We start from the raw sequence: 23,831 nt of genomic DNA, 5'->3' as shown, positions 1-23,831 counted from the left end.
GGGTGCGATCAGGCGCGACGCGTGAGCGTCAGATAGGCGAATTTCGCGGTCGCCGTATCAGGGGCAATCTGCGCGCCGTTGTAGGAAAAGGTGCCGATACCCGGCAGGTCGTTCATCGCGGTGCCAGAGAATGACGGACCGGCAAAGGCGAACGAGAAGGCAAGGATGAAACCGATGATGCGCATGTGACTGTCCCTGTTGGGCGGCGCTGTGTGCCGCTTCGTTGGACAGATGGATAACCATGCCCGGTTTCGGGCGGTCTGCGTCGGTGCGGAAAATGGTTTCGTCCGGGGATCGTTTTGTTTCGCCGCGGGCCTCGCCACGAAACACAAAAAGGCCGGGGCAGCGGTGCCGCCCCGGCCTCGATTGGGTTCAACCCGAGTGGATCAGGTGCTAGTCGACCGTCTGGATCACGTTGGAAATCGGGCGCGCATTGCTGGTTTTCACCGGCTGCAGCTCGGCGGCGATGGCGGCGTCGTAGCTTGCGATCGTCGGCAGCGTGTCCTTGGCGCGGATATGCACGACCTTGTAGCCGCCGGCCTTGAGCTGAGCGAGCAAGTCCGGCACCGCGGCGGCGGACCACTTGTGCAGGTCATGCATCAGGATGATGCCTTTGCCCTTCTTCTTCAGCTTTTCCATCACCGAGGCAACCAGCTTGCCGGCATTGTGGATGCGGAAGTCCTCGGAATCGATGTCGATGGAGAAGGCGGCGATGTTGCGCTCGGCGAGATAGGCCTTGAGCTCCGCATTCTGGCGCAATTGCGGGAAACGGAAGAAGGGCGACAGCGGCTGCCCGGCCATCAGGGTGATGGCGCTGATGCCGCGCTCGATCTCGTCCTTGGCTTCCTGTGGGGTCTTGCTGGCCAGATTCTGGTGCGACCAGGTATGGGTGCCAACCGAATGGCCGGCCGCGATCACCTGCTTCAACACTGCGGGATGCCAGGTGGCATGTTTGCCGATCGGGAAGAACACGGCCTGCACGCATTGCGCGCTGAGCGCAGCCAGCACGGCAGGCGTGGTCACCGGCCACGGGCCGTCGTCGAAGGTCAGCACGACTTCGCCGGGCTGCAGGAAGTCATAGTCGCGATATTGCGACATGCCGAGGCCGGGGCCGCCGGTGGTGTCGATCTGCACGGTGCGTGACACGCCGAGCGCGTTCGGATTGTTGCAGACGGGCTTGGCGATGGCCGGGCGCTTTTCCACCGCGGGAGCCACGGGCATGGCAGCCGGTGCGGCTGCGACAGCCTGCACGCGCGGCGCCGGCTCGGCCGGTGCGGTCGAATTCGACTTCGGCACGCGCGTGTCGATCGAGGCGGTGGTGAGCTCGCCTTTATCGGCTTTCGCACTGGTCTGAGCGCCGGCGGGCCCGAAGAAATGCCAGGCGCCAGCGCCCGCGGCGACAACCGCCGTGAAAGAACCTGCAACGATCAAAAAAGGAAGTTTACGCATAATCACTCCGGCGCCCGAGGCCCACCTCGTTTCACCATTGAGCGAAATAGTTAATCACGCGTATGCGCGGCGCAGTCTCAACGAGAAAATTTGAATTCGTTCAACGCAATGCGCGTTAGGCCGGTACGATGACCTTGCCGATCGGCCAGAGTGCGATGCCGGCGAGCTTCAGATGTGCCCAGGCAAAGGGGATGCCGACGATGGTAATCGCCAGGGCCAGCGCCGCCAGGAGATGGCCGATCGCCAGCCACCAGCCTGCCAGCACCAGCCAGATGATGTTGCCGAGGAGGCCGAAAACGCCGGTGCCAATGTCGCCGCGGCCGGTGACGGCCTCGCGGTCAACGGCGCGCTGGCCGAACGGCAGCAGCGTATAGGCGGCGATATTGAAGGCGGCGCGGGCCCAGGGCAGGCCGATGATGGTGATGGCCATCACAACGGCCGCGATTAGCCAGCCGACTGCCATTCCCAATCCGCCGAACACGATCCAGAGGATATTCAGAAACAGCGGGACGACGGGCATGGGGGCTCTCTGGTGATGCGTAGCGCGCGGTTTTCAGTCCCTTAACAGATGGGATGTGGTTACGGGATGACAATGACGGGGAGAGGGCGGTGCCTCAATAACCCCGGCCGCCGGAGCGGGAATAGGCGGGGCGGGCATCTGCTGCCGGACGAGCCGATGATGCACCGCGCAGGTCGCTACTGGTGCGTGCCTGTGGCTGCAGTTCTTCCAGAAAAATCGGCTTGGAGAAATAATAGCCCTGCGCATAGCGGATCTTGGTCGCGGCCTGAAGATAGGCCAGTTCTTCGAAGGTCTCGACGCCTTCGGCGATCACGGTCATGCCCAGCGCCTCGCTGAGCGACTCGATGGCGCGGAGAATGCCTTGGCTGCGCGGGCGCTTGTGGATGTCCGTAATGAAGGATCGGTCGATCTTGATTTCGTCGGCGGTGATATCCGCCAGCGCCGACAACGACGAATAGCCGACGCCGAAATCGTCGATGGAGATACCGACGCCAAGCGCGCGGAACATCGGCAGGATGTCGTCCTGGAAATGCGTCTTGGCGACGAATGCGTCTTCGGTCACTTCGACCATGAAGCGCGTCGGGCAGCCGGTCTCCTCGATCGCCCTGGCAAAGGTGCGCATGAATTCCGGATTGCCAGCCTGTTTGGCGGCGACGTTGATGCTGATACTGGCGGTGGCGCCGAAGGTCTCGTCGATCAGGTCGATCGACTTCATGATCTCGGCGAGCACCAGATGGGTGAGCTCATCAATCAGGCCGAGTTCGACCGCCAGATTGATGAAGGTGCTGGGCGCCTGGATCACGCCATCGTCGTTACGCAAGCGCACCAGGGCCTCGATACCCTTGATCTCCTGGCTGCGGATATCGACCTTCGGCTGAAACGCGCAGCAGAACCGCTTGTCGAGAATCGCCAGCCGCAATGACTGTTCGGTGGCCATGCGGGTCAGCGCCTCGCTCTCCATGCTGGAGTCGAAGAACACCGCAGCGCCCTTGGTCTCATTCTTCACGCGATACATCGCGATATCGGCGTTCTGATGCAGCGCGTCATAGTTGCGGCCGTGTTCGGGATAGAGGCTGACACCGATCGATGCAGAGGCGAATACTTCGGAGCCGTCGATGAAAAACGGAGCGCGCAGCCGCTGCACCAGCAGCTCCAGATATTCGGCGACCTCCTGCTGGCTCTGGATCGGGTTCAGCAGCAGCAGGAATTCGTCACCGGAAATCCGCGACAGCATGTCGGTGCCGCGCAGGTCGAGCGCCAGTCGCTTGGCGAACTGCACCAGCAGCGCATCACCGACGCTGTGACCGTAATAGTCGTTGATGTGCTTGAAATTGTCGATGTCGAGGAAGGCCAGCGCGAAATGTGATGTCTCGCCGGAATGGCCAATGATGTCGCCGACATGTTTCTCGATCACGCGCCGCGTCGGCAGATCGGTCAGCTCGTCGTAATAGGCGCGGCGAAACAGCTCTTCTTCCATCTCCTTCTGCCGGCTCACATCGGTGGCGCTGGACAGTATCACGCTGCGGTCACCGATACGCACCGGGCGATGCGTGGTCAGGAACACGCGCCGGTCGCGTTCGGAATTGACGCGTTCCTCGAACACCGCGGAGCGGCCGGACTGCAGCAGGTCGAGTGCAGTCTTGCGTCGATGCGTCAGTGCCTGCACCAGAAAATCCGACTGCGGATCGGGTCTGTTGAACTGGTCTGCCGATGCATTGAACTGGATTGCCGCGGCGTCATTTACCAGCAGAAAGTCGCCCTGATCGTCTTGCACAGTGACGGAGGCCGGCAGCATGCGTACGATCTCGCGCAGCATCTCCAATTCGCGTGCGGCATCGCTATCCACGAATCCGGTAGCAGCCTCGGTCGAAGAGGTTGCGGTCGGGCGGTCGCTGTCTATTGGAGAGGCCGACGAGCCTGGGGCGGATGCGTTCTGCATGGTGGCCGAGCCTCGCAAAACGCCTTGTCGATTTGGTTAAATCGGTTCGCAAAACGCGGGTAGTTGTGTAAATGCCGCACGATTTGGACCGGTAGCGGTGCTGACGTCATTAACAAAGCGTCAATGACGGCGGCGAAAGCGCCAGATTGCTCAATAAGGGCGTGCACGATCATTCTCATGACGAGCCTTTGAGAAAAACAATCTGAGTGGCACGCGCCGCGATCTCAGCATGAAATTCTCCACTCAGTCGCGCTGATCGCCGGTCGGGCTCTTGCATTCCGACCCACGCGGTTGTGATCGCTGCGGGATGCAGGATTGGTGGAGAAAAATGCGCTGCATATGCCCGGAAGTTTGAAAGGAACGCCTCGTCATTGATGTAAGTCACAGTGCGCGCGTCGCTATTTTCCCAGGCCACTCGACAGACTTATGTCATGACACCATCCTCTCGCGGTGCCGCAATGGTCGCCCGATGCGAGAGAGACGTCACCGATGAGCAATCCATCCAAAGCCAATGTTCTATGGTTCCTGCCGACCCACGGCGATGGACGCTATTTGGCATCGACCCATGGTGCGCGCGACATCGACTTCAAATATCTCCGTCAGATCGCGCAGGCCGCCGATCAGCTGGGCTATTTCGGCGTGCTGCTGCCTACGGGGCGCAGCTGCGAGGATTCATGGGTGGTCGCATCCGCTGTGGCCCCGTGGACCGAACAGCTTCGCTATCTCGTGGCCGTCCGGCCGGGCCTGCAATCGCCGAGCGTCGCCGCGCGCATGACCGCAACGCTGGACCGCGTCACCAACGGTCGCCTCCTGATCAATGTCGTGACCGGCGGCGATCCGGTCGAGAACAAGGGCGACGGCATTTTCCTGCCGCATGACGAGCGCTATGCCGTCACACGCGAATTCCTCAACGTCTATAACGACCTGCTGGCCGGCAAGACCGTCAATGTCCAGGGCAAGCATATCCAGATTGAAGACGGTCGCCTGATCTTCCCGCCGGTGCAGTCGCCGCGCCCACCGCTGTATTTCGGCGGCTCGTCGGATGCCGGCATCGATGTCGCGGTGGACACTGTCGACAAGTATCTCACCTGGGGCGAACCGCCCGCGCTGGTCGCCGAGAAGGTTGCGCGCGTCAAGGCTGCTGCCGAAAAGCGCGGCCGCAAGCTGTCTTTCGGCATCCGTCTTCATGTGGTCGTGCGCGAGACCAACGAGGCGGCCTGGAAGGCCGCCGACGAACTCATTCAATATGTCACCGACGACGTCATTGCCAACGCGCAGAAGACATTGGCGCGGCAGGACTCCGTCGGTCAGCAGCGCATGATGCAGCTGCATGGCGGTCGCCGCGACAAGCTCGAAATCAGCCCGAACCTCTGGGCCGGTGTTGGCCTCGTACGTGGTGGAGCCGGTACGGCGCTGGTTGGCGATGCGCAGACGGTGGCGGCGCGCATCAAGGAATATCAGGACGTCGGCGTCGATACATTCATCATGTCCGGCTATCCGCATCTCGAGGAGGCCTATCGCTTCGCCGAGCTCGTCTTTCCGCTGCTGTCGCTGCAACAGCACGACAACGTCACATCGCTACGCACGCGCACCGGCCCGGTCGGTGAAATCGTTGCCAATGAGCATCGCGCGCAGAGCGCCTCGTAATTCCGACAGGCACCCATCATGAGCATTGTTGAAATCCTTCCCCGCGTTCGCAGCTTTCGCCTGCCACGCATCGATGGCCTGACCCAATGGATCGTGCCACTGGTCATCCTGCTCATGTGGCAGGCCGCGTGCGTGACCGGCTACGTGCCGGCGCGGGTGATGCCGGCACCGACCGATGTTGCCTTGGCTGGCTGGAAGCTGTTGCTCTCGGGCGAACTCGCTCAGAATATCTGGGTGTCGTTCTGGCGTGCGTCCGTCGGTTTCCTAATCGGCGGCAGCATCGGCTTTGCCTTCGGTCTGGCCAACGGTCTGTCCCAGCTCAGCAGCAAGCTCACCGACACGACGCTGCAGATGGTGCGCAACGTGCCCCATCTGGCGCTGATCCCGCTGGTCATCCTGTGGTTCGGCATCGATGAGTCGGCCAAGCTGTTCCTGGTTGCGCTTGGCGTATTCTTCCCGATCTATCTCAACACGCTGCACGGCATTCGCACGGTCGATCCGCAGCTGATCGAGATGGGCCGCATCTACGGCATGCGCAACAGCGAACTGTTCCGCCGCGTGATCTTTCCGGGCGCGCTGCCATCGATCTTCGTCGGCGTGCGCTTTGCGCTCGGCATCATGTGGCTGACGCTGATCGTGGCCGAAACCATCGCGGCCTCGTCGGGCCTTGGCTACATGGCGATGCAGGCGCGTGAATTTATGCAGATCGACGTCGTGGTGCTCAGCATCCTGATCTATGCGCTGCTAGGTAAGGTCGCCGACAGCGCCTCGCGCGCGCTGGAACGACTGACATTGTCCTGGCACCCGGCTTTTCAGAAACATTGAGCGAAATTCGGAAGCGAGAATTTGAAATGACCGTGCAACAGTCTCTTCGCCTCAGCCATGCCGATGCTCAGGTCATCGATGCGCCCGTCGATTTCGAACAGGCCCGCGCCACGCAGGCGCGGCGTCCGTCCGAGCAGAAGTCCCGTGGACTGTCGCTGACCATTCGTGGTCTCCGCAAATCCTTCGGCAGCAATGAAGTGCTGCGCGGCGTCGATCTGCATATTCCTGCCGGCCAGTTCGTCGCCATTGTCGGCCAGAGCGGCTGCGGCAAGAGCACGCTGCTCCGCTTGATCGCAGGCCTCGACGAGCCGACTGCCGGTACGATCAGCTTTGGTGAGGAAACCCGCCCGGAGGACATCCGCGTGATGTTCCAGGAACCGCGCCTGCTGCCATGGGCCAGTGTGCTCTCGAATGTGGAAGTGGGCCTGGGGACCGACCGGACATCGGCCGATGCCAAGGCACGCGCTGAAAGTGCATTGACGGAAGTCGGCCTCGCCGAGAAGCGCGATCAATGGCCGTCCGTGTTGTCTGGCGGCCAGAAGCAGCGTGTCGCGTTGGCGCGGGCACTGGTCAGCCATCCGCGTGTGCTGGCGCTCGACGAGCCGCTCGGCGCACTCGATGCGCTGACGCGTATTTCGATGCAGCAGTTGCTCGGTCGCGTGTGGCATGATCAGACCTTCACCTCGATTCTCGTGACGCATGACGTGTCCGAGGCCGTGGCGCTGGCAGATCGCGTGCTTGTGATTGAAGACGGCCGCATCGCGCACGATATCAATGTCGATATCGCCCGGCCGCGGCAGCGCGGCTCGGCAGATCTTGCGGCGCTGGAAGGTTCGATCCTGCGCAATCTGCTCGGCCCGGGAGCCGACGCCACTGGCTTGTGAGACTATTGTGACCTGCGAGGCTGCCATGAATTCCGTCGTTCGTAACATCACCGTCGATCGCGAGATTTCCTCTGATCGCGGGGTCTCTTCGCAAGAATTCCGTGGCGCCATGCGAGTGCTGGCCGGCGGCGTCAGCGTGATCACCGTCGGGCGTGGCAAGGACATCACCGGCATGACGGTGACGTCGGTCTCGTCGCTGTCGGTCGATCCACCCACACTGATCGTCAGCGTCAACAGGGAGTCGTCGTCATGGCCGCTGCTGCAGCGCTACGGCACCTTCGGTGTCAACATTTTGTCGGCTGATCAGCTCGATGTGGCCGAGCGATTTTCGGGCAAGGGCGGATTGAAGGGCGCAGAACGTTTCGTTAGCGCGCAATGGGTTACCCGGGCAACCGGCGTGCCGCTGCTGGCCGGCAGCCTTGCCGCAATCGACTGCGACGTCGAGGAAGTCATCGAGCGCCACTCCCACGCCATCGTCATCGGCCGCGTCCGCGATGTCATCACCTCGGTCCCGCACACCGCGCTGACCTATTGGGACGGGCAATATGTGGCGATCGACCAGAACGAAGACAATCTGAAGCTCGCCGAAGTCAGCGTGCCCAGCATGCGGGCACTGCGCGAGATCTGATCCGTAGATTGTAGGGTCGGTTAGCGCAGCGTAACCCACCGCCCGCTGGCGCAATACGCTTTGCTATTGTGCCCTACGTGGGATTACTTCGTCAGCAATGCAAACGAGCCGTTCCAGTCCGCTGGTGGCGGGGTCTCCCGATAGGCGCGGATGCGCTTCTCATAGAGATCGTAGAGCTTCTCGAGCGCATTCGCGACATCGGAATTGCGGCCGCGCTCGACGGCGTACAATGCGCCGTCCCAGTCGCGACTACGATAGCAGGCGAGCATTTCGATGGTCAGGTTGCGCAGCGTCTGGAAGCGCTCCGAATGCGTTACGTCCTCACGTCCGGCGATGGCGTAGATCACTTCCGGTTCTTTCTTGCCCTTCACCATGATGAAGTCGAGTTCAAGAATGGCGAACTTGTCTTTGACGGCGAGCGCGGTCTTCGAGCCGACGATGATTGGGAAGCCGTATTCCTTGGACTGGCCTTCGAGGCGCGAAGCCAGATTGACGCTGTCGCCGAGCACCGAATAGTCGAAGCGCAAGTCCGATCCCATATTGCCGACGACGCAGATGCCGGTATTGAGGCCGATGCCGACGTTGATCGGGATATAGACGTGGCCGCCTTGCGTGGCCTCGTCTTCGCGCAGCTTGTTCAGGGCATCGATGCGATCCAGCATGTCGAGCGCGGCGTGGCAGGCATTGATCTGGTGCTGGTCGTCATCGAGCGGCGCGTTCCAGAACGCCATGACAGCGTCGCCCATATATTTGTCGATGGTGCCCTTGCGATCGAGGATCGCATTGGTCAGCGGCGTCAGGAAGCGGTTCATCAGCGTGGTCAGGCCGTGCGGATCGTGCTTGTAGGATTCCGAGATCGTGGTGAAGCCGCGCACATCGGAGAACATGATGGTCATCTCGCGCTCCTCGCCGCCGAGCACCAGCTTCTCCGGCGATTGCGCGAGCTGCGCGACCAGGGCTGGCGACAGATACTGGCTGAAGGCCGAACGGATGCGGCGGCGCTGCGCCTGCTCGCGCACGAAATTGCTGAAGATGAGCGTGAGATAGATCAGCGTGGTCGAAAGCAGCGGATAGGTGAAGTCGATCAGCAGACGGTGCTGCGTGTAGAAATACCAAGACGTGCCGGCGAGCAGTCCTGCGAATACTGCGCCCATGATGACCAGAGTAACCGGCCCGAACATCGGGGCCAGACAGATCACGATAATGCCGAGAATGATCGCAATGCACAGTTCGGCGCCACGCGTATAGGCGGGTTGCGACAGCACGGTCTTCGTGAGCGCACTCTCCAGCACCTGCGCATGAACCTCGACGCCGGGAATCACTGCGTCGAGCGGTGTCGTTTTGGTGTCGAGCAAGCCGACCGCCGAGGTGCCGATCAGCACCAGATGCCGTGCGATCATGCCGGGTTGCACCGTGCCATCGAGCACGTCGGACGCCGACACATAGATACTGGGATCGCGCTTGGCGAAATGCACCCAGATCCGTCCTTCGCTGTCGGTGGGAATCTCCAGACCCTTGACCGCAATGCTCTTGATGCCGGCGCGGTCGGATTTGATCAGGATCGTGTCGGTGCCGGTGACGGCGCGCAGCATCTCGAAGCTCAGCGACGGCATGACTATGCCTTGCGCCTGCATCATCACGGGCACGCGGCGCACGAGACCGTCGCGCTCCTGACTGATGGTGAACAGGCCGCGTCCCATGGCTGCCTTTTCCAGCAGGTCGATATTCCGGATCAGTCCGGGAAACGCCAACATGAATGGCTGTGGATCGCCGCCGAGCATGGCCAATCCCGTCAGGGGCAGAGACTTGTCGAGTTCCGAAACGACATAGGGCAGGCCGGACTCGCCAAGCACCACGCGCCCGCGCCGGATGGCGTCGGCCAGCACCTGATCGTTGCTGGGTAATGCTTTCAGCCGGATACGCGTTTCGTCATCGAGCCCTGTAAAACTCTCCGCCGCCAGCGCAGGATTCAGCCGGTCCGGTTCGGGGAATACGATGTCGAAGCCGGTCACGACGGCGCCGAGCTGGTTCAACCTGGTGACAAGTTCGGCGATACGCGTGCGCGGCCACGGCCACTGGCCATATTTTGCGAGGCTCTTCTCGTCGATATCCACGATGGTAACGGGCTTCGCCGTCTTCACCCGTGGCTGGATCACTTGATAGGTATCGAAGACGCGCAGCCGCAATTCCTCGATGGCGGGCGGGTCAGCGATGCGTAGCAGCGCGAGGCCCAGCAGCAAGACAAGACAGAATGCACGTGCCCAACCGAACCGCCGCGCCAGCCGTATCACTCGCCGCATGCGCTTCATGGCTGGCGGGTCATTTCTCGCGGAAGGCGCGCATCAACTGATCGCTCAGCGGCTTGGCGAGATAGGACAGCATGGTGCGGTCGCCGGTCTGCACGAAGGCTTCGACGGGCATGCCGGGGATCAGGCGCACATCGCCGAGCTTGGCGACTTCCGACGCCGGCATCGAAATCCGGATCGTGTAATAGCTTTGCCCGGTGCGCTGATCCGTCGTCGTATCCGGCGAGACGCGGCTGACGGCGCCGTTGAGCTCAGGCGTGGTGCGCTGGTTGAAGGCAGAGAGTCGCAGCAGCGTCTTCTGGCCGATCTGCAGCTTGTCGATGTCCTGTGGATTGACCCGGGCTTCCACTGACAGATTGTCGGTCTGCGGCACGATCAGCATAATGGCGTCGCCCGCGGTGATGACGCCGCCGATCGTGTGCACGCTGGATTGCAGCACCATGCCGTCCTGCGGTGCGCGGATGTCGATGCGCCGCAGCTGGTCCTCCGCAGTGACCTTGCGTTCGACGAATTCGCCGATCTTGTCATTGGTCTCGCGCAGATCCTTGGAGACTTCGCTGACCAGGTCCTTGTCGATCTGGAAAATCTGCAGCTCGATCTCGGTGATTTTGCCCTTGGCCTGGGCGCGGGCGGCGATGAACTGTGCGCGTTCGCCGGCGAGGCGCGCGGCGTCGCGTTCCAGCACGGTCAGGCGCGAGATCTGCACCAGCTGTTGATCGAACAATCCGCGGACGCCGACCAATTCCTTTTCCACGAGCGCGATTTCGCGCGTCTTGGCAGTCTCCTGCGCGGTGAGGCCGGCGATCTCCTCGTTGAGCTGCGCGATGCGCTCGCGGAGCTGCTGCTTCTGGCCAACGCGGCCGGTCGAACGCACATTGAACAGCTTCGTTTCGCTGGCGATGACGTTCTTCACGTCGTCATCTGCGATCTGTTCGATAAGCTGCGGTGGAAACGTAATACGATCGACGCCGCGCTGCTCGGCTTCCAGCCGCGCCGCACGGGCCCACAATCCGTTGAGGTTCTTGGTGACGATGGCAAGGCCGGCTTTGGTGACGGTATCGTCCAGGCGCACGACGACATCGCCGGCCTTTACCAGGTCGCCGTCGCGGGCGCGCACTTCGCCGACGACGCCGCCGGTCGGGTGCTGGACTTTCTTGACGTTGGAATCGACAACTACCGAGCCGGGCGCGATCAGGGCGCCGGAGATCTGCGCCGTCGATGCCCAGCCGCCCAAACCGCCCGCGAGCACGAGCACAACGACGAGGCCGATAATGAGGTGGATTCGGATCGAGCGGCGCGATCCTGTGAGCGGCGCACTCATGGCTTGGCTACTCCGCCGTCGGCGACGATCTTGATCGGCTGTGGTGCTGGGCGCTGCAGCACCTGACCCAGCACGGTCTCCTTCGGTCCGAAGGCTTGCATGCGACCGTCCTTCAGCACCAGCAGCATGTCGACGCCTTCGATGCCGATCGGCCGGTGTGCAACCACGATGACGATGGCGCCGCGCGTACGGGCCGCACGCACGGCCTTGGTCAGCGCTTCATCGCCTTCGGTATCGAGATTGGAATTCGGTTCGTCCAGAACGATCAGGAACGGATCGCCATACAGTGCGCGCGCCAGCGCGATGCGTTGCGCCTGACCGGCGGACAGAACGCCGCCGTGATCGCCGACCTGCGTATCATAGCCTTCGCGCATGCCGACGATGAGGTCATGGACGCCGGCCTGCCTTGCCGCAGTGATGATGTCGTCATCCTTCGCGTCGGGATCGAAACGGCAGATATTGTCGGCAATGGAGCCTGCGAACAGTTCGACATCCTGAGGCAAATAGCCGATATGGCGGCCGAGATCGTCCGGCGCCCATTGGTCGAGCGCCGCGGCGTCGAGCCGGACATGACCGCGCACCGGCTTCCAGACGCCGACCAGTGCGCGCAGCAGCGATGACTTGCCGGAGCCCGACGGTCCGATGATGCCGAGGCCGTTGCCGGCCGCGAGTGCAAACGTGATGTCGCTGACCGTGATCTTCTGCTCACCCGGCGGTGCTATGCTGACGCCTTCGATCGTCAGTTTCTGCGACGGGTTCTGCAGCTGAGTAACAGCCGCCTGATCCGGCAACGCGTATAGAAGCCCGTTGAGCCGATGCCAGCTCTGCCGGGCGGTGACAAAACCCTTCCAGTGCGCGATCGCCAGATCGACCGGCGCCAGCGCGCGGGCGCTGAGGATCGAGCCCGCGATGATGATGCCGGCGGTGGCTTCCTGATTGATCACGAGATAGGCACCGACGCCGAGCACCGCCGATTGCAGGATCATGCGCATGACCTTGGCGATGGCACCGAGACCGCCGGCCACATCGCTGGTGCGCTGGTTGCCGGCCAGATAGGTCTCGTTGGCCTCGCGCCAGCGTTGCGTCAGACGTCCGGCCATGCCCATCGCGACGACGACTTCGGCATTGCGCCGGCTAGCTGAAGCGATGCCGCTGCGACGAGCGGCAAGTCCGTTGGCCTCGCGCGCTGGTTCGCGGGTCATGATTTCCGTGAGGATCGTCAGGCCCACCAGCAGAACTGCGCCGACCAGCGCGGTAACGCCGATCATCGGATGAAACGCAAAACAGATCGCCAGATAGAGCGGCAGCCAGGGCAGGTCGAACAGCGCGCTCGGTCCCATGCCGGAGAGGAACGAGCGAACGTTGTCGAGGTCGCGCAGCGGCTGCAGGCCTTCGTTGTGCCCGCCGGCGATGAGCGGAAGCCTCACGACGGTCTGGAACACGCGGGGGCTCAGCGCCTCGTCGAGCGAACTGCCGATCCGCACCAGAATGCGACCGCGCAGCAGGTCGAGAATACCTTGGGCCACGTAGAGTCCGCCGGCCAGGATGATGAGACCGACGAGGGTCGGCACGCTGCGGCTCGGCAGCACGCGGTCATAGACCTCGAGCATGAAGAACGAGCCGGTCAGATACAGGATATTAATCATGCAACTCATCAGCCCGACGCCCAGAAAGGCGCCGCGGCAGGCCCGCAAGGCATCGCCGAGCTCGGTCCGCGCCGGCAGGCTGGAGGTTCGTGACAGGCCACGCTGCATCGTCAAACCTTTGCGGATCATGCGGACGGTCGCTCGTCAGGCACCAAGCGCCACCCCAAGCCCCGATCTGACAGCCATTATGCCATCAGTCAGGCGACTTGTGCAGGTGCTGTCCGCGGGACGGTTAACGGTGCCGCGTTACGCCACGTTGGAATAGGGGTGGACGATGAAGTCGCTGGCGTGCAGCTGGGACATGTGCACGTTATTGAGTTGCAGCGTGTCACCGCCATCGAGATGGATCAGGGTATTGGTTCCCTTCTGCTCGATTCCGCCAGACAGCTCCCAAAGGGTCAGCTTCAAATCGCCGAAGGGGCCTGAAAGATTGGGCACACCACGAATGTGGTCGAGCACGATCTTGTCGGTGCCGACCTCGAAGTCCGTGACGATATCCCTATCGATCGATCCACTATGCGACCCGAAGACGAATTGATCCGAGCCATGGCCACCCGTCAGCGTATCTTTGTTGACCGTTGCGAAGATAACGTCATTTCCGGTCGTGCCGTTCAGTGACACCTGCGTATTGGACTGGAGAGGTGCTGTATTGAAGATGAAATTGACATGTTCGCTAGCGCCGAATCCGTCAGTGACGGTGACGGCAACGGTCGCTTGAGGCGTTTCCGAACTGGTTGGTTTGAAGGTGAAACCATCTTCGAGATAATGATCAATAGACGAGAGTGATCCCGACTTCACCACAGTGCCGTTGATGTCCAGCTTATAGTTCTCACCGCTGGACCAATCTTTGTCCCACACGGACACATCGGAAATCTTGAAATAGCCGCCGTGGAGCTTGGAAAGCTCAGCCGACGACGTATTGATGTCGGGCGCGTCATTGCTCCAGGTCATCTCGGTGCCACCGTGATGGTCGGAGTCGATGTCGAGATGTTTCAGCACGCCTGGATCGGTCAGCGTGAAATAGTCGTTCTTGCCCCAGCCGTAATGCACATCGACGACGCCGTCGTGCTGGTCGAACCAGAGCTGCCAGGGCGAGATGCCCTTCAGGTCGATCGTGTCGCCATAGGACAGACCGGATACCGTGCCGACAAAGTGAGAGCCACGGTCGAGGATCAATTCGTCGCTGCTGACGCCGGAGAATGTCACATTGGCATCCGACCAGCCGCCGAATTCGAGATTGCCGCCGCTGATTTTCGCGGTGCCGTGGCCGGTGACATTGCCGCCGATCTCGAACAGGCCGGCATAGGCTTCGATGGTCCCGTAATTGACCAGATCGCCTTTGATTTCGAGACCGCCGGTGGCCATCGACGCGATCAAACCAAAGTTGATCAGGCTGCCCTTGCCGGTGTCGATAATCAGTGCGTGCGAGCAGTCGGATGCGATGATCTTGCCGTCGCATTGATTGACGATGCTGAGCTTGCCGTCGCCGAGCTTGCCATAGCCGTTGATTGTGTTGTCGGCATTGATGAGTTTCGAGCTGAGCGAGTCGCCGGTGATCCGGTCGGCGCTTCCGTCGAGCGTCACGGTGCCTTCGCCATCGAGCGTGACCGTGCCATGGATCAGCAGGGTTGCGCCGGCCGTGTGATCATCGACCAGCAGCGTGCCGGTGTTTTGCACGACGCCGTGGACTTCGAGCGTCGTGCCCGGTGCGAGCTGGATATCGCCGTCGTTCACCAGTGTGCCGGTGACATTCAGCGTTCCGGTGCCGGTCAAATCGAGCTCGGCCTGGGCTCCGATGTGAAGCCCGGCGATTTCCAGCAGGCCGTTGAGATTGAAGGTAACTGTCCCCGTATTGATGTAGACGATCTCGTCTGCCGTCGGGACGATTCCGAGGGACCAGTTGCCCGGCGTGTTCCAGTCACTGTTGACGGCGCCAGTCCAATAGTTGGACGCTCCGTAGGGCGGCGGCGCAGCCAGGATCACATCGGTTGGGCCACTGCCAACCATCTCGGCGGTTCCACCGCCGTCGGTGTAGCTGACGATAACATAGACGGTCACGCCGACATCTGCGGCAGTGAGGACGTAGCTGCTATCTGTGGCCTGCGAAATCGCGACGGGTGCATTGGAGCCGGGGCTCGAGCGATACCATTGGTAGTGAAACGTCCCCAGTCCATCGACATCGGCCACGCTGCCAGTCTGGGCGGTGATCGTCGCGCCTTCTTGGAATGTTCCGGAGATCGTGACCTTGCCGCTGGGCAAATCATTGACCGGCGTGACGGCAAGCTCCGCATGGCCATCAACCGACGTCACGCCGTCGGAGATCCGATACGTAAACGACACCGGTCCGTTGAAATTGGCCGCAGGCGTGAAGGTCCAGGTGCCGTCTTCGTTTGCGGTGAGCGTTCCGCAGCCGTTCGCAATTTCAAGGCCGGTCACGTGCAGCGTCTGGCCGTCGGCATCCGTGGCATTTGCCAGCAGCTGCGCTTCTGTGATGACCAGACAGTGGTCTTCCGCGATGGCCGTGAGCGCGACATCACCCTCGACAACCGGCGCATGGTTTTCACTGGGCGCGACCGTGCCCTCATAGAGGGCACTGAGATTGTTGTGGCTGCTGCCATCGTCGACCTGCACGGTGAAAGTAGGCTGACTCGTGCTGCCGTCACTGACGAAACGGACATGATGTTGGGCGAGTTGGTCGCTCGTGAAGGCGTAGGAGGTCTCGGAGGAGCCCGTCTCGTTGGTTACACTTAGGAGCTGAAACACGGAATTCGTCGCCGGCACCCATGCGGAGCCGTCCCACACTTCGAATGTGCCGCCAGTGACGTTGCTCACCGTGAAAGTGAAGTCGGTCGTTCCGTCGGGATCGCTGACCGTGAAGCTTGTATCGCTCAGCACCGTAACGCCGCCGAGGACGACCGCGATCGACGAGCCGGTGATCACCGGCGCGTCGTTGACGCCCGTGATCGTAATCGTCTCGGTCTGCGCCACGCTCGCGCCATGCGCATCGATGATATTATAGGTGACCCTGAGGGTCGCGGTCTGGCCTTCGCCGAGATAGGCAAACGCGTTCGGAGCGATTTCCAGCGTGGTGCCGTTGAGCGTCACGCCGACATGCGTGTTGGTCGGCGCACCATTGTTCAGTGAAAATTTCACACCACTCACGGTCAACGTCGCGGTTTCGCCGAGATCGGCGTCGGACGCGCCGGCGAGCAAATCGAAGCTCTGGGCGGCAGTGCTCTGCGTTGCGGCGGCTGTCAGCGCAGATGCAACGACCGGCGCATCATTGGAGCCATCGACCGTGAAGGTCAGCGTCTCATGGGTCGTGTCCGGCCCGGACTGGCTGTCGAAGCCGATGGTGTAGACGGCCTTCTGTCCTGCGGCGAGGAACTTGAACGCTGCCGGATCGTAACTGACATGACCGGTTTGTGGATCGACGGTGACCAGCGATTTGAGGTCAAGCGACGTGGGTGTGCCGCTCGGACCGCTCGCCGAAATGATATGCGCGGTGCCCGGTACATAGGGTGTCGCAACGTCGCCGCTATCCGGATCGGTGATCTGGACCTGATCCTTGATTTCAAAGCTGGTCTTGTCGACCGGCAGCATCACGACAACCGGAGCGACGGTGACGATCGGCGCGGTGTTGAAGCGCGTGAAGGTGACATCAATCGGTGGAGTAGTGGAACCATCGCCCTGCAGCTTGATCGGGACAGTATATGGCTGGTTAGGCAGATAATCCGGAAGAATGAATTTCAAAGGATCGGGACTGGTGCCCGAATTGGGATCGCCAGGCGCGGATCCGCCGCCGGATCCGTTGCTGCGCGGATTGGCGTTCGGAACGTAGTTCGGGAAATAGGTCTGCAGCGTTTGCTCAATGATCGCCCGCGCGATCGGCGTCAGCGGATCGGCGATGCCTGTGGATGTATCGCCATTGCCGAGCACGCTGGTGACCTGACCGGCCGCATTGACGGTGCCGATCGCCTGGCCGCTGGTCTTGCTATACAGCACATAAGAGCCGGTCACGCCGTTGGGCTCGACCAGAACCTGGAATTTCACCGGCGGTGCGCCGCCCTGTCCGGGCACCTCGAAACCGATTTCGACCAGCACGGCGGTGCCGCGAATGCCCATGGTGGCAACGGGCGTATCGACGCGCATGTTGCCATGCTTGGCGGTTTCGCCGGCAACGAAAGTGATCGTGCCCTGCACGAGGCTGAGCAAGGATGAGTTCGCCGATCCCTGGGGATCGTAGACCATCTCGTTCAGCACCATGCGTGCATTGGCCGAGAGGCCAAACACGGTGCCATCGATGAAAGTCATGGTCAGCGATGAGTCTGCGCCAGCCTGGACCACGTCGCCCTTCTGCACCTGATCGCCGACATTGAGCATCACGGAGACGCCATTGCGGATCGCAGTCGCGCTACCGGCTAGCTTGCTAACAGTACCAATGACTTGCGCGGCGGCAGTGGCGCCGCCGCCGAGCTGCGCGACCTGCACTTCACCAACAAGGGCGGTGACGAGGTCGCCGGACAGTTGCGCGCCATCGGGCGACGACAGAGCTGCGCGCAGCGAACCCTTGAAATAGTCGGAGACGACGTGTTCGTGCCCGTCCTTGGACAGCACGAGATCGACGCCGGAGCGCTTGTAGTCGCCGGAGAACAGCAGGTTGGCATCCTGCACGACAATCGCGGAACCGGCCGTATGAGCGGAAAACGTATGGCCAATACTGCCGCCGCCAGCCGTTGGTTCGGCCGGAGCATCGCCAGATTGCGAAAAATCGAATGTACCCGCGTAGTTCAATTTCTACCGCGCATGGTTATGGTTATTAATTAGCTAATTTGCGAGCCATGCATACCACCGCGGGGTGCAATGCGATAGTGGACGTCTGCGCATCACTTTTTCAAGTTATCGCCCGCTTTGTGAAATCATCCGGATACCACTGATCCATATAGTGAATTTTCGTTAACGATGTTCCGAGTTCGGGCTGTGTTCCCGGTTCCGGAAATCGACGTCGCTGGAACGAATGCGTGAGGTAATATAATCCCTCTCGTACGAGCCTTTCGGCCATTTCGATAAAATTGTCGTCAAGCCGGTTAGCCCCCCTTCAGCCTGTCCGCGAACTTCGCCGACCCGGCTAACCCCTTTTAATCTCGTCGAAAATTAGCCGCCTCAAGATGGCCCCACAAATGATCCGGTCACGTGCGAGCAGCCCTGCTTGCCGATGCCCGGACAGACGGGGCGTCTATGATGTGGACTTCTGCTTTTGCGCGGGTGCGCTGCGCGTCTGTGCTGGCCTTGGGGCTGGCGATTTTCGCGGCACCCGCTGATCTCCTGGCCGGAACGGCCTTTCCTGACCAGGCGATCGACGCAGTCGAACGGCCTGCGGAGCCGTTTGGCCTTGCCACATCGGCGCTGCCGGAAGGCGAGCTCAAAGCCAAATGGCGCGGGGTGGAACGCGAGCAGGACGACGAGCAGCTTGCCGTCGAGCTTTGTGCCGAGACACCCGTCCGCTGCTCGCCTGAGGCCGCGAAGTTTCTGGATATCGTTGGCGATGCCAGCGCCCGCGACGGTCGCGCCCGTATGGGTGAGGTCAATCGCGCTATCAATCTGGCGGTTCGGCCCGGTGATGATCTTGTGCTCTATGGCGCAACGGATGTCTGGCGCTCGCCGCTGGCACTGTTCGCCATTGGTGCCGGCGATTGCGAGGACTATGCCATCGCCAAGTTCACCGCATTACGTGCCGCCGGCGTCGCGGCCGAGGATCTGCGCGTTGTGATCCTGCGCGATACGCTGCGCCAGGAAGACCACGCTGTTGCGGCCGCCCGTCTCGATGGCCGCTGGTTCATGCTCGACAACCGTCGCATGGCGATGGTCGAGGACGTCAACATGAAGAACACCCGGCCGCTCTTCGTGATGGATCACAACGGCATCCGGCAATATGTCGACGCGCCGCTGCTGGCGGCTATGCAGCGTCCCGTTGCGGATGAAGCAGCTCTGACCACGCTGGCAAGCAATGCCAAAAAGACATCGGGCCGCCCCGCGCTATAAGCGGAACGGCCCATATCGATCGAAGCTTCAGTCGGTCGCCTGATTTAGGCCGCGCGAACCTTGGTCAGGAAGTCCGTCACCGCCGATTGCAGCATGCTGGCCTGCCCGTCGAGCTCGCGCGCGCCGCTGAGCACCTGGCCGGCCGCTTGTCCCGTGGCGGAGGCTGCTGCGTTGACGCTGCCGATATTGGTGGCGATTTCGCTGGAGCCCGTGGCTGCGGCCTGAATGTTGCGGGCGATTTCGCGGGTCGCAGCGCCTTGCTCCTCGACAGCTGATGAAATCGCCATCGAAATCTCGCTCATCTTCTCGATGGTCGCACTGATATTGCCGATTGCCGAGACGGCATCTCCGGTCGTCGATTGCATGCTGGCAACCTGCGCCGAGATTTCCTCCGTCGCCTTGGCTGTCTGGGTTGCCAGGGCCTTCACTTCCGAGGCGACAACCGCGAAGCCACGCCCAGCTTCACCCGCGCGGGCAGCCTCGATGGTGGCATTGAGCGCCAGGAGGTTGGTCTGTGCTGCAATCGTGTCGATCAGCTGCACCACAACGCCGATCTTCTCGGCTGCGCCGGACAGGAGCTGAACCGTTGCGTTGGTTCGGTCTGCTTCGCCGACGGCCTGCCGCGCGATCTCGGTCGATTGCGCGACCTGCCGCGAGATTTCCTCGACGGAAGCGGTCAGTTCTTCCGCTGCAGCGGCAACGGTCTGCACGTTGTTCAGCGCCTTCTCGGACGCCATGCTGACGCTGGCGACGCGATCGGTGGTTTCGCTTGCGGTGTTGGTCATGGACGATGCGGTGGCCTGCATTCCGGCCGCGGACGTCGCAACCGATTTCACGACGCCGTTGACGCTTTGCTCGAAGCCATCGGCAAGGCTGTTCATCGCCGACTTGCGTTCGGCGGCGACGCGCTGCTGGACGGCTACCTCTTCCTGCTCGAGGCCGTGCATGCGGATCGCGTTGTCCTTGAACACCTGCACCGTCGTAGCCATCGCACCGATCTCGTCGCGACGGCCGGCGCCGGGGATCTCGGCTTCCAGCTTGCCGTCAGCAAGATCCCGCATGCGGGTGCCGAGCTGGCTCAGCGGCCTCGTGATACTGCGGGCGATGAACCAAGCGATCAGACCGGCAACAACAGCGATACCGAGGATCGCTGTTGCCAGTGACCAGATGATCGGCGTCATCTTGGTATCGAGGTCGTCGAGATAGGCGCCGGTGCCGACGAACAGATTCCAGTCGGGCACGGCAACCGCATAGGAGAACTTGCGGATCAATTCGGTCGTGCCCGGCTTCATGTATTCGTAATACAGCGTGACATCGCCCTTGGCGGCGACGCCGTCGCGCAACTCGCGGGTCAGCGCACGGCCGTTGGTCGGGACGTCCAGCCGGTTGGTGCCGAACTGTTTCGGATCCGGCGTCACCAGCGCGATGCCGTTCATGTCATAGGAGAAGACGTAGCCGTTGCCCTTGTCATAAGTCATCGTGCGGGCGCGCTTGACGAATTCCTGGATTGCAGCATCCTTTGTCAACTCGCCGGCTGTCACCTGCTTCTGCAGACCGAGCGCCATGTTACGAGCCGTTTCGACGATGGCGAGAACCTGCTCCATGCGAGAGCTGCGCATCTCGGCGCTGACGAGGCGCGTCGCCTGCACGCCGGCGAGGCAGAGACCGATCAGAGTGACGGTGACGAGAAGCCCGAGCTTGGCGGAAATCGGCAGGTTATTGAGCAGCTTCACGGAAAAGGTCTCCAGCAATCGCGAGCCATGCTTGGATGGCGGTACAATGCTGCACGATACGCAGATGCGTCTTAGAACTTCCTTAATCGTAATTCTCGGGACTCTCCGACGGTTGTGGCTTGGAAAGTGCGCCGCTTCATCTGCAAATTCAGCGGGCTGCGAGTCGCGCTGACTCAAAATACGCCTTGCGCGGGCGCAGGTTCGGGGCGTCAAATGCCGGCCATAAAAACAAACGGGGGAACGATATGGGGCGTCTCGACAACAAGGTTGCAGTCATCACCGGTGCAACGAGCGGCATCGGATACCGTACGGCGGAAATCTTCATCGCGCAGGGTGCGAAAGTTATGATTGCCGGGCGTCGTGCGTCGGAAGGCCATGCGCTTGCTTTGAAGCTCGGCGCAAATTGCAGTTTCCGTCAGACCGACGTTACCGATGAAGCGCAGATGAGTGCACTGATCGGTCACGCGGTCGAGAAATTCGGCCGCATCGATTGCCTGTTCAACAATGCCGGCGGTCCGGCGCAAACCGGTGGTATCGAAGGCCTCGACGTCGATCGTTTCGATACGGCGATGGCGACACTCGTACGCAGCGTCATGCTCGGCATGAAACATGCCGCCCCGCATATGAAGAAGCAGGGCTCGGGCAGCATCATCAACAATGGCAGTATTGCCGGCCGGCTCGCCGGCTACTCGTCCTCGGTGGTCTACGGCGCCGCCAAGGCCGCGGTCATCCATCTGACCAAATGCGTGGCGATGGAGCTCGGTGAGAGCGGCGTGCGCGTCAACAGCATCTCGCCAGGCGCCATTGCGACCGGAATCTTCGGCAAGGCGCTGGGACTATCGGTGGAAGCAGCCGAGCAGACGCCGGCGCTGATGCGCGAGGCATTCAAGGCTGCACAGCCGATCCCGCGTGCCGGCCTGCCGGACGATATCGCCCATGCCGCGGTGTTCCTCGCCAGCGATGAATCCTCTTTCGTCAACGGCAACGATCTGGTGGTCGATGGCGGTGTCACCGGCGGTCGTAACTGGAGCCAGCAGCAGCAGGGCTATGTCGCGATGCGCAAGGCGTTCGGCCAGGACAACGGCTGATGGGCAGGGAGCAAAGAATGTCCATCACATGCGATGCGATCGCGCCGCGGCTGCCTGAAGCCCGCTATGTGTCTGTTGCCGTTGCCGCAGGACTGATGTGTGCGATTGCCCTTGGCAAAGCACTTCCGGCGACAATGGACGCCTTGTCGATTGTTCTGGCGCCGCTTTGCGCCGTCAACGCTGGCTCCAGCGCCAATCCCGGCGATGCGGTGGAACTGATCACGTCGCATGCGCTGCCGAATGTGCCGGGAAAGCGCGTGACCATTGTGCGCGTGTCCTATGGCCCCGGCGGCTTCAGCGCGCCGCATCGTCATTCCGGCACGGTGATAGCCTACATCACCAAGGGAGAGATTCGCTCGCAGCTCGGCGGCGGGCCGGTCGAAACCTTCAAGGTTGGGCAGTCATTCTTCGAGCCGCCGGGCTCGACGCATCTCGTCTCGGCCAATGCGAGCACTACGGAGCCGGCCGAGCTGATCGCAGTGTTTGTGGCTGATGAAGGCGCGCAGCTTACGATGCCGCTGGACTAGTTGCGGTGGTCAAGGCTGACCTCTTTGGCGTGACGCGGCCATGCTGTTGCAGGAAGGACAAACCTGCGGTCGTCACTTGAACGACGGAGCCATGCCCGGCGACGTGCATGCGCGTGGTAAATCCACGGTCGATGCAGTCTTCCCACACCGTCAGTCGCGGGCACGACGTCCGCCATGAATCGAGCACGTCGGCATAGGATCTGGGTTCGCGCGCGATCCATTCCAGGAGATCAAGGATCAGGGGATCGAGGTCATGGGAATCGAGCTCATGGGGCATGGCGCTGTCTGCCTCCCGCGATCGAGGCCGGCGCAATCCGCACCGACCTATGCTATCGATACGCATATCCGCACATAATAAGAACCGGGAGACATTCCATTGTCCAGAACTTTGCGAGTCTTGCTTGTCGCCGTGGCGACCCTTGCTGCCATGGCCAATGTGCCCGTTGCGGCGCAAGCGCAGACCAAACCCAAGGTCACGTCGCTGGGACCCGATTTCCCCAAGACCGAGATCTTCATCGGCAACAGCTTCTTCTATTTCAACAACAGCATGCACAGCCACGTGCTGGGGATGGTGCGCGCTGCCGACCCCGCCAACAGGACGAGCTATCAGGCGACCTCGGTGACCATCGGCGGCTCCGGCTTCGAATGGCACGATGTCGAGAGTTATTTCCGCCCCAACGCCATCGCGTCCTATTCCTTCGATGATAATAACAACATCATCTTCAATAAGCGGGAGCGGCTGTTCGATGCTGCGATCATGATGGATTGCAGCCAGTGCCCGATCCATCCCAAGCTGAAGTCGGTCTTTACTGAATATGCGAAAAAGGATGCGGACATCGTCAGGGCGCATGGCGCGAAACCGGTCTTCTTCATGTCCTGGGCCTATGAAGACAAGCCGGAGATGACGCAGCAACTGGCCGAGGCCTATACGGTCGCCGGTAATGATAACAATGCCTTGGTGATTCCGGCAGGTCTGGCATTTGCGAGGGTGCGCGCGAAGCAGCCCGAGCTCAATCTGTACCAGCCCGACAGGCGTCATCCGAGCATGGCAGGCACATACCTTGCGTCCTGCGTGGTCTTCGCCGCGCTGACGGGCCGCTCGCCGGTGGGCAATCCGTATCTCGCGGGTCTCGATGAAGCGACTGCGAAGATGCTGCAGACGGCGGCGTGGGAAACGGCGCAGGATTATTACGGGAAGTGAGTGCCACATTCTCCGTCATGGCCGGGCGTGTCCCGGCCATCTACGTCTTTGCCTGGTGGTTTAAGACGTGGATAC

Annotated in this window: 18 protein-coding genes; 8 read left to right on the top strand and 10 right to left on the bottom strand. The window is 61.6% G+C overall.

Features of this window, described 5'->3' with window-relative positions; genetic code table 11:
* Positions 1-8 precede the first annotated feature (8 nt).
* The 4 genes from AB8B02_RS23485 to AB8B02_RS23470 form a co-directional block, all read right to left on the bottom strand.
* Positions 9-185: a hypothetical protein gene (locus AB8B02_RS23485; RefSeq protein WP_175369197.1), complete on the bottom strand. Its 177-nt coding sequence runs from the start codon at positions 183-185 to the stop codon at positions 9-11.
* 208 nt (positions 186-393) lie between these two features.
* A complete protein-coding gene (locus AB8B02_RS23480) occupies positions 394-1,449 on the bottom strand; it encodes a polysaccharide deacetylase family protein (RefSeq protein WP_309941977.1) in 1,056 nt (351 codons plus the stop codon).
* A gap of 115 nt (positions 1,450-1,564) precedes the next feature.
* Entirely contained in the window at positions 1,565-1,969 is a 405-nt protein-coding gene (locus AB8B02_RS23475) for a YccF domain-containing protein (protein WP_093757646.1), read from the bottom strand.
* 94 nt (positions 1,970-2,063) lie between these two features.
* On the bottom strand, positions 2,064-3,785 hold the full coding sequence (locus AB8B02_RS23470) for a putative bifunctional diguanylate cyclase/phosphodiesterase (protein ID WP_439060562.1): 1,722 nt from the start codon (positions 3,783-3,785) through the stop codon (positions 2,064-2,066).
* A 612-nt stretch (positions 3,786-4,397) separates the two neighbouring features.
* On the opposite strand from AB8B02_RS23470, the gene ssuD reads away from it, so the two are divergent.
* From ssuD to AB8B02_RS23450, 4 genes are read left to right on the top strand one after another with little or no spacing between them, the layout of a single operon-like run.
* Positions 4,398-5,555 (top strand): FMNH2-dependent alkanesulfonate monooxygenase, encoded by a 1,158-nt coding sequence (gene ssuD, locus AB8B02_RS23465; RefSeq protein WP_068730429.1) that lies wholly within the window; start codon positions 4,398-4,400, stop codon positions 5,553-5,555.
* An 18-nt stretch (positions 5,556-5,573) separates the two neighbouring features.
* Complete coding sequence (locus AB8B02_RS23460; protein WP_439065317.1) at positions 5,574-6,380, top strand: ABC transporter permease subunit; 807 nt, start codon at positions 5,574-5,576, stop codon at positions 6,378-6,380.
* A gap of 32 nt (positions 6,381-6,412) precedes the next feature.
* Positions 6,413-7,264, top strand: coding sequence for an ATP-binding cassette domain-containing protein (locus AB8B02_RS23455; protein ID WP_439065932.1), 852 nt, complete (start codon positions 6,413-6,415; stop codon positions 7,262-7,264).
* Between the two features lie 25 nt (positions 7,265-7,289).
* Complete coding sequence (locus tag AB8B02_RS23450; protein ID WP_439065316.1) at positions 7,290-7,892, top strand: flavin reductase family protein; 603 nt, start codon at positions 7,290-7,292, stop codon at positions 7,890-7,892.
* An 83-nt stretch (positions 7,893-7,975) separates the two neighbouring features.
* On the opposite strand, the gene AB8B02_RS23445 is transcribed toward AB8B02_RS23450, so the two are convergent.
* From AB8B02_RS23445 to AB8B02_RS23430, 4 genes are all read right to left on the bottom strand, one after another.
* Positions 7,976-10,201, bottom strand: a complete 2,226-nt coding sequence (locus AB8B02_RS23445) for a CHASE2 domain-containing protein (protein WP_439065315.1) — start codon at positions 10,199-10,201, stop codon at positions 7,976-7,978.
* Positions 10,202-10,211: 10 nt separating this feature from the next.
* Positions 10,212-11,519 carry an HlyD family type I secretion periplasmic adaptor subunit gene (locus tag AB8B02_RS23440; RefSeq protein WP_439065314.1) on the bottom strand — a complete coding sequence of 436 codons (1,308 nt, stop codon included), beginning with the start codon at positions 11,517-11,519 and terminating at the stop codon, positions 10,212-10,214.
* Positions 11,516-13,273 carry a type I secretion system permease/ATPase gene (locus tag AB8B02_RS23435; protein WP_439065931.1) on the bottom strand — a complete coding sequence of 586 codons (1,758 nt, stop codon included), beginning with the start codon at positions 13,271-13,273 and terminating at the stop codon, positions 11,516-11,518. The genes AB8B02_RS23440 and AB8B02_RS23435 overlap by 4 nt, the downstream gene beginning before the upstream one ends.
* Positions 13,274-13,411: 138 nt before the next feature.
* Complete coding sequence (locus AB8B02_RS23430) at positions 13,412-17,959, bottom strand: cadherin-like domain-containing protein (protein WP_439065313.1); 4,548 nt, start codon at positions 17,957-17,959, stop codon at positions 13,412-13,414.
* Positions 17,960-18,406: 447 nt separating this feature from the next.
* On the opposite strand from AB8B02_RS23430, the gene AB8B02_RS23425 reads away from it, so the two are divergent.
* Positions 18,407-19,207, top strand: coding sequence for a transglutaminase-like cysteine peptidase (locus AB8B02_RS23425; RefSeq protein WP_439065930.1), 801 nt, complete (start codon positions 18,407-18,409; stop codon positions 19,205-19,207).
* 44 nt (positions 19,208-19,251) lie between these two features.
* Here the strand turns inward: AB8B02_RS23425 and AB8B02_RS23420 are convergent, their stop codons facing one another.
* Positions 19,252-20,940 (bottom strand): methyl-accepting chemotaxis protein, encoded by a 1,689-nt coding sequence (locus tag AB8B02_RS23420; protein WP_120288065.1) that lies wholly within the window; start codon positions 20,938-20,940, stop codon positions 19,252-19,254.
* A gap of 245 nt (positions 20,941-21,185) precedes the next feature.
* Between AB8B02_RS23420 and AB8B02_RS23415 the strand changes: the two genes are divergently transcribed.
* Together AB8B02_RS23415 and AB8B02_RS23410 are read left to right on the top strand one after the other, a co-directional pair.
* Positions 21,186-22,028, top strand: coding sequence for an SDR family NAD(P)-dependent oxidoreductase (locus AB8B02_RS23415; RefSeq protein ID WP_439065312.1), 843 nt, complete (start codon positions 21,186-21,188; stop codon positions 22,026-22,028).
* A gap of 17 nt (positions 22,029-22,045) precedes the next feature.
* A complete protein-coding gene (locus AB8B02_RS23410; RefSeq protein WP_439065311.1) occupies positions 22,046-22,555 on the top strand; it encodes a cupin domain-containing protein in 510 nt (169 codons plus the stop codon).
* Here AB8B02_RS23410 and AB8B02_RS23405 read toward each other — a convergent pair.
* Positions 22,536-22,832, bottom strand: a complete 297-nt coding sequence (locus AB8B02_RS23405) for a hypothetical protein (RefSeq protein ID WP_439065310.1) — start codon at positions 22,830-22,832, stop codon at positions 22,536-22,538. The genes AB8B02_RS23410 and AB8B02_RS23405 overlap by 20 nt on opposite strands.
* 150 nt (positions 22,833-22,982) lie before the next feature.
* Between AB8B02_RS23405 and AB8B02_RS23400 the strand changes: the two genes are divergently transcribed.
* Positions 22,983-23,756, top strand: a complete 774-nt coding sequence (locus tag AB8B02_RS23400) for a DUF4886 domain-containing protein (RefSeq protein WP_439065929.1) — start codon at positions 22,983-22,985, stop codon at positions 23,754-23,756.
* Positions 23,757-23,831 lie beyond the last annotated feature (75 nt).

Origin of the sequence: Tardiphaga sp. 862_B3_N4_1, assembly GCF_051811085.1 — a bacterium.
Lineage (GTDB): Bacteria > Pseudomonadota > Alphaproteobacteria > Rhizobiales > Xanthobacteraceae > Tardiphaga > Tardiphaga robiniae.
Note: the sequence above shows the minus strand (reverse complement) of the source record. Positions and strands in the feature narration are given on the sequence as shown.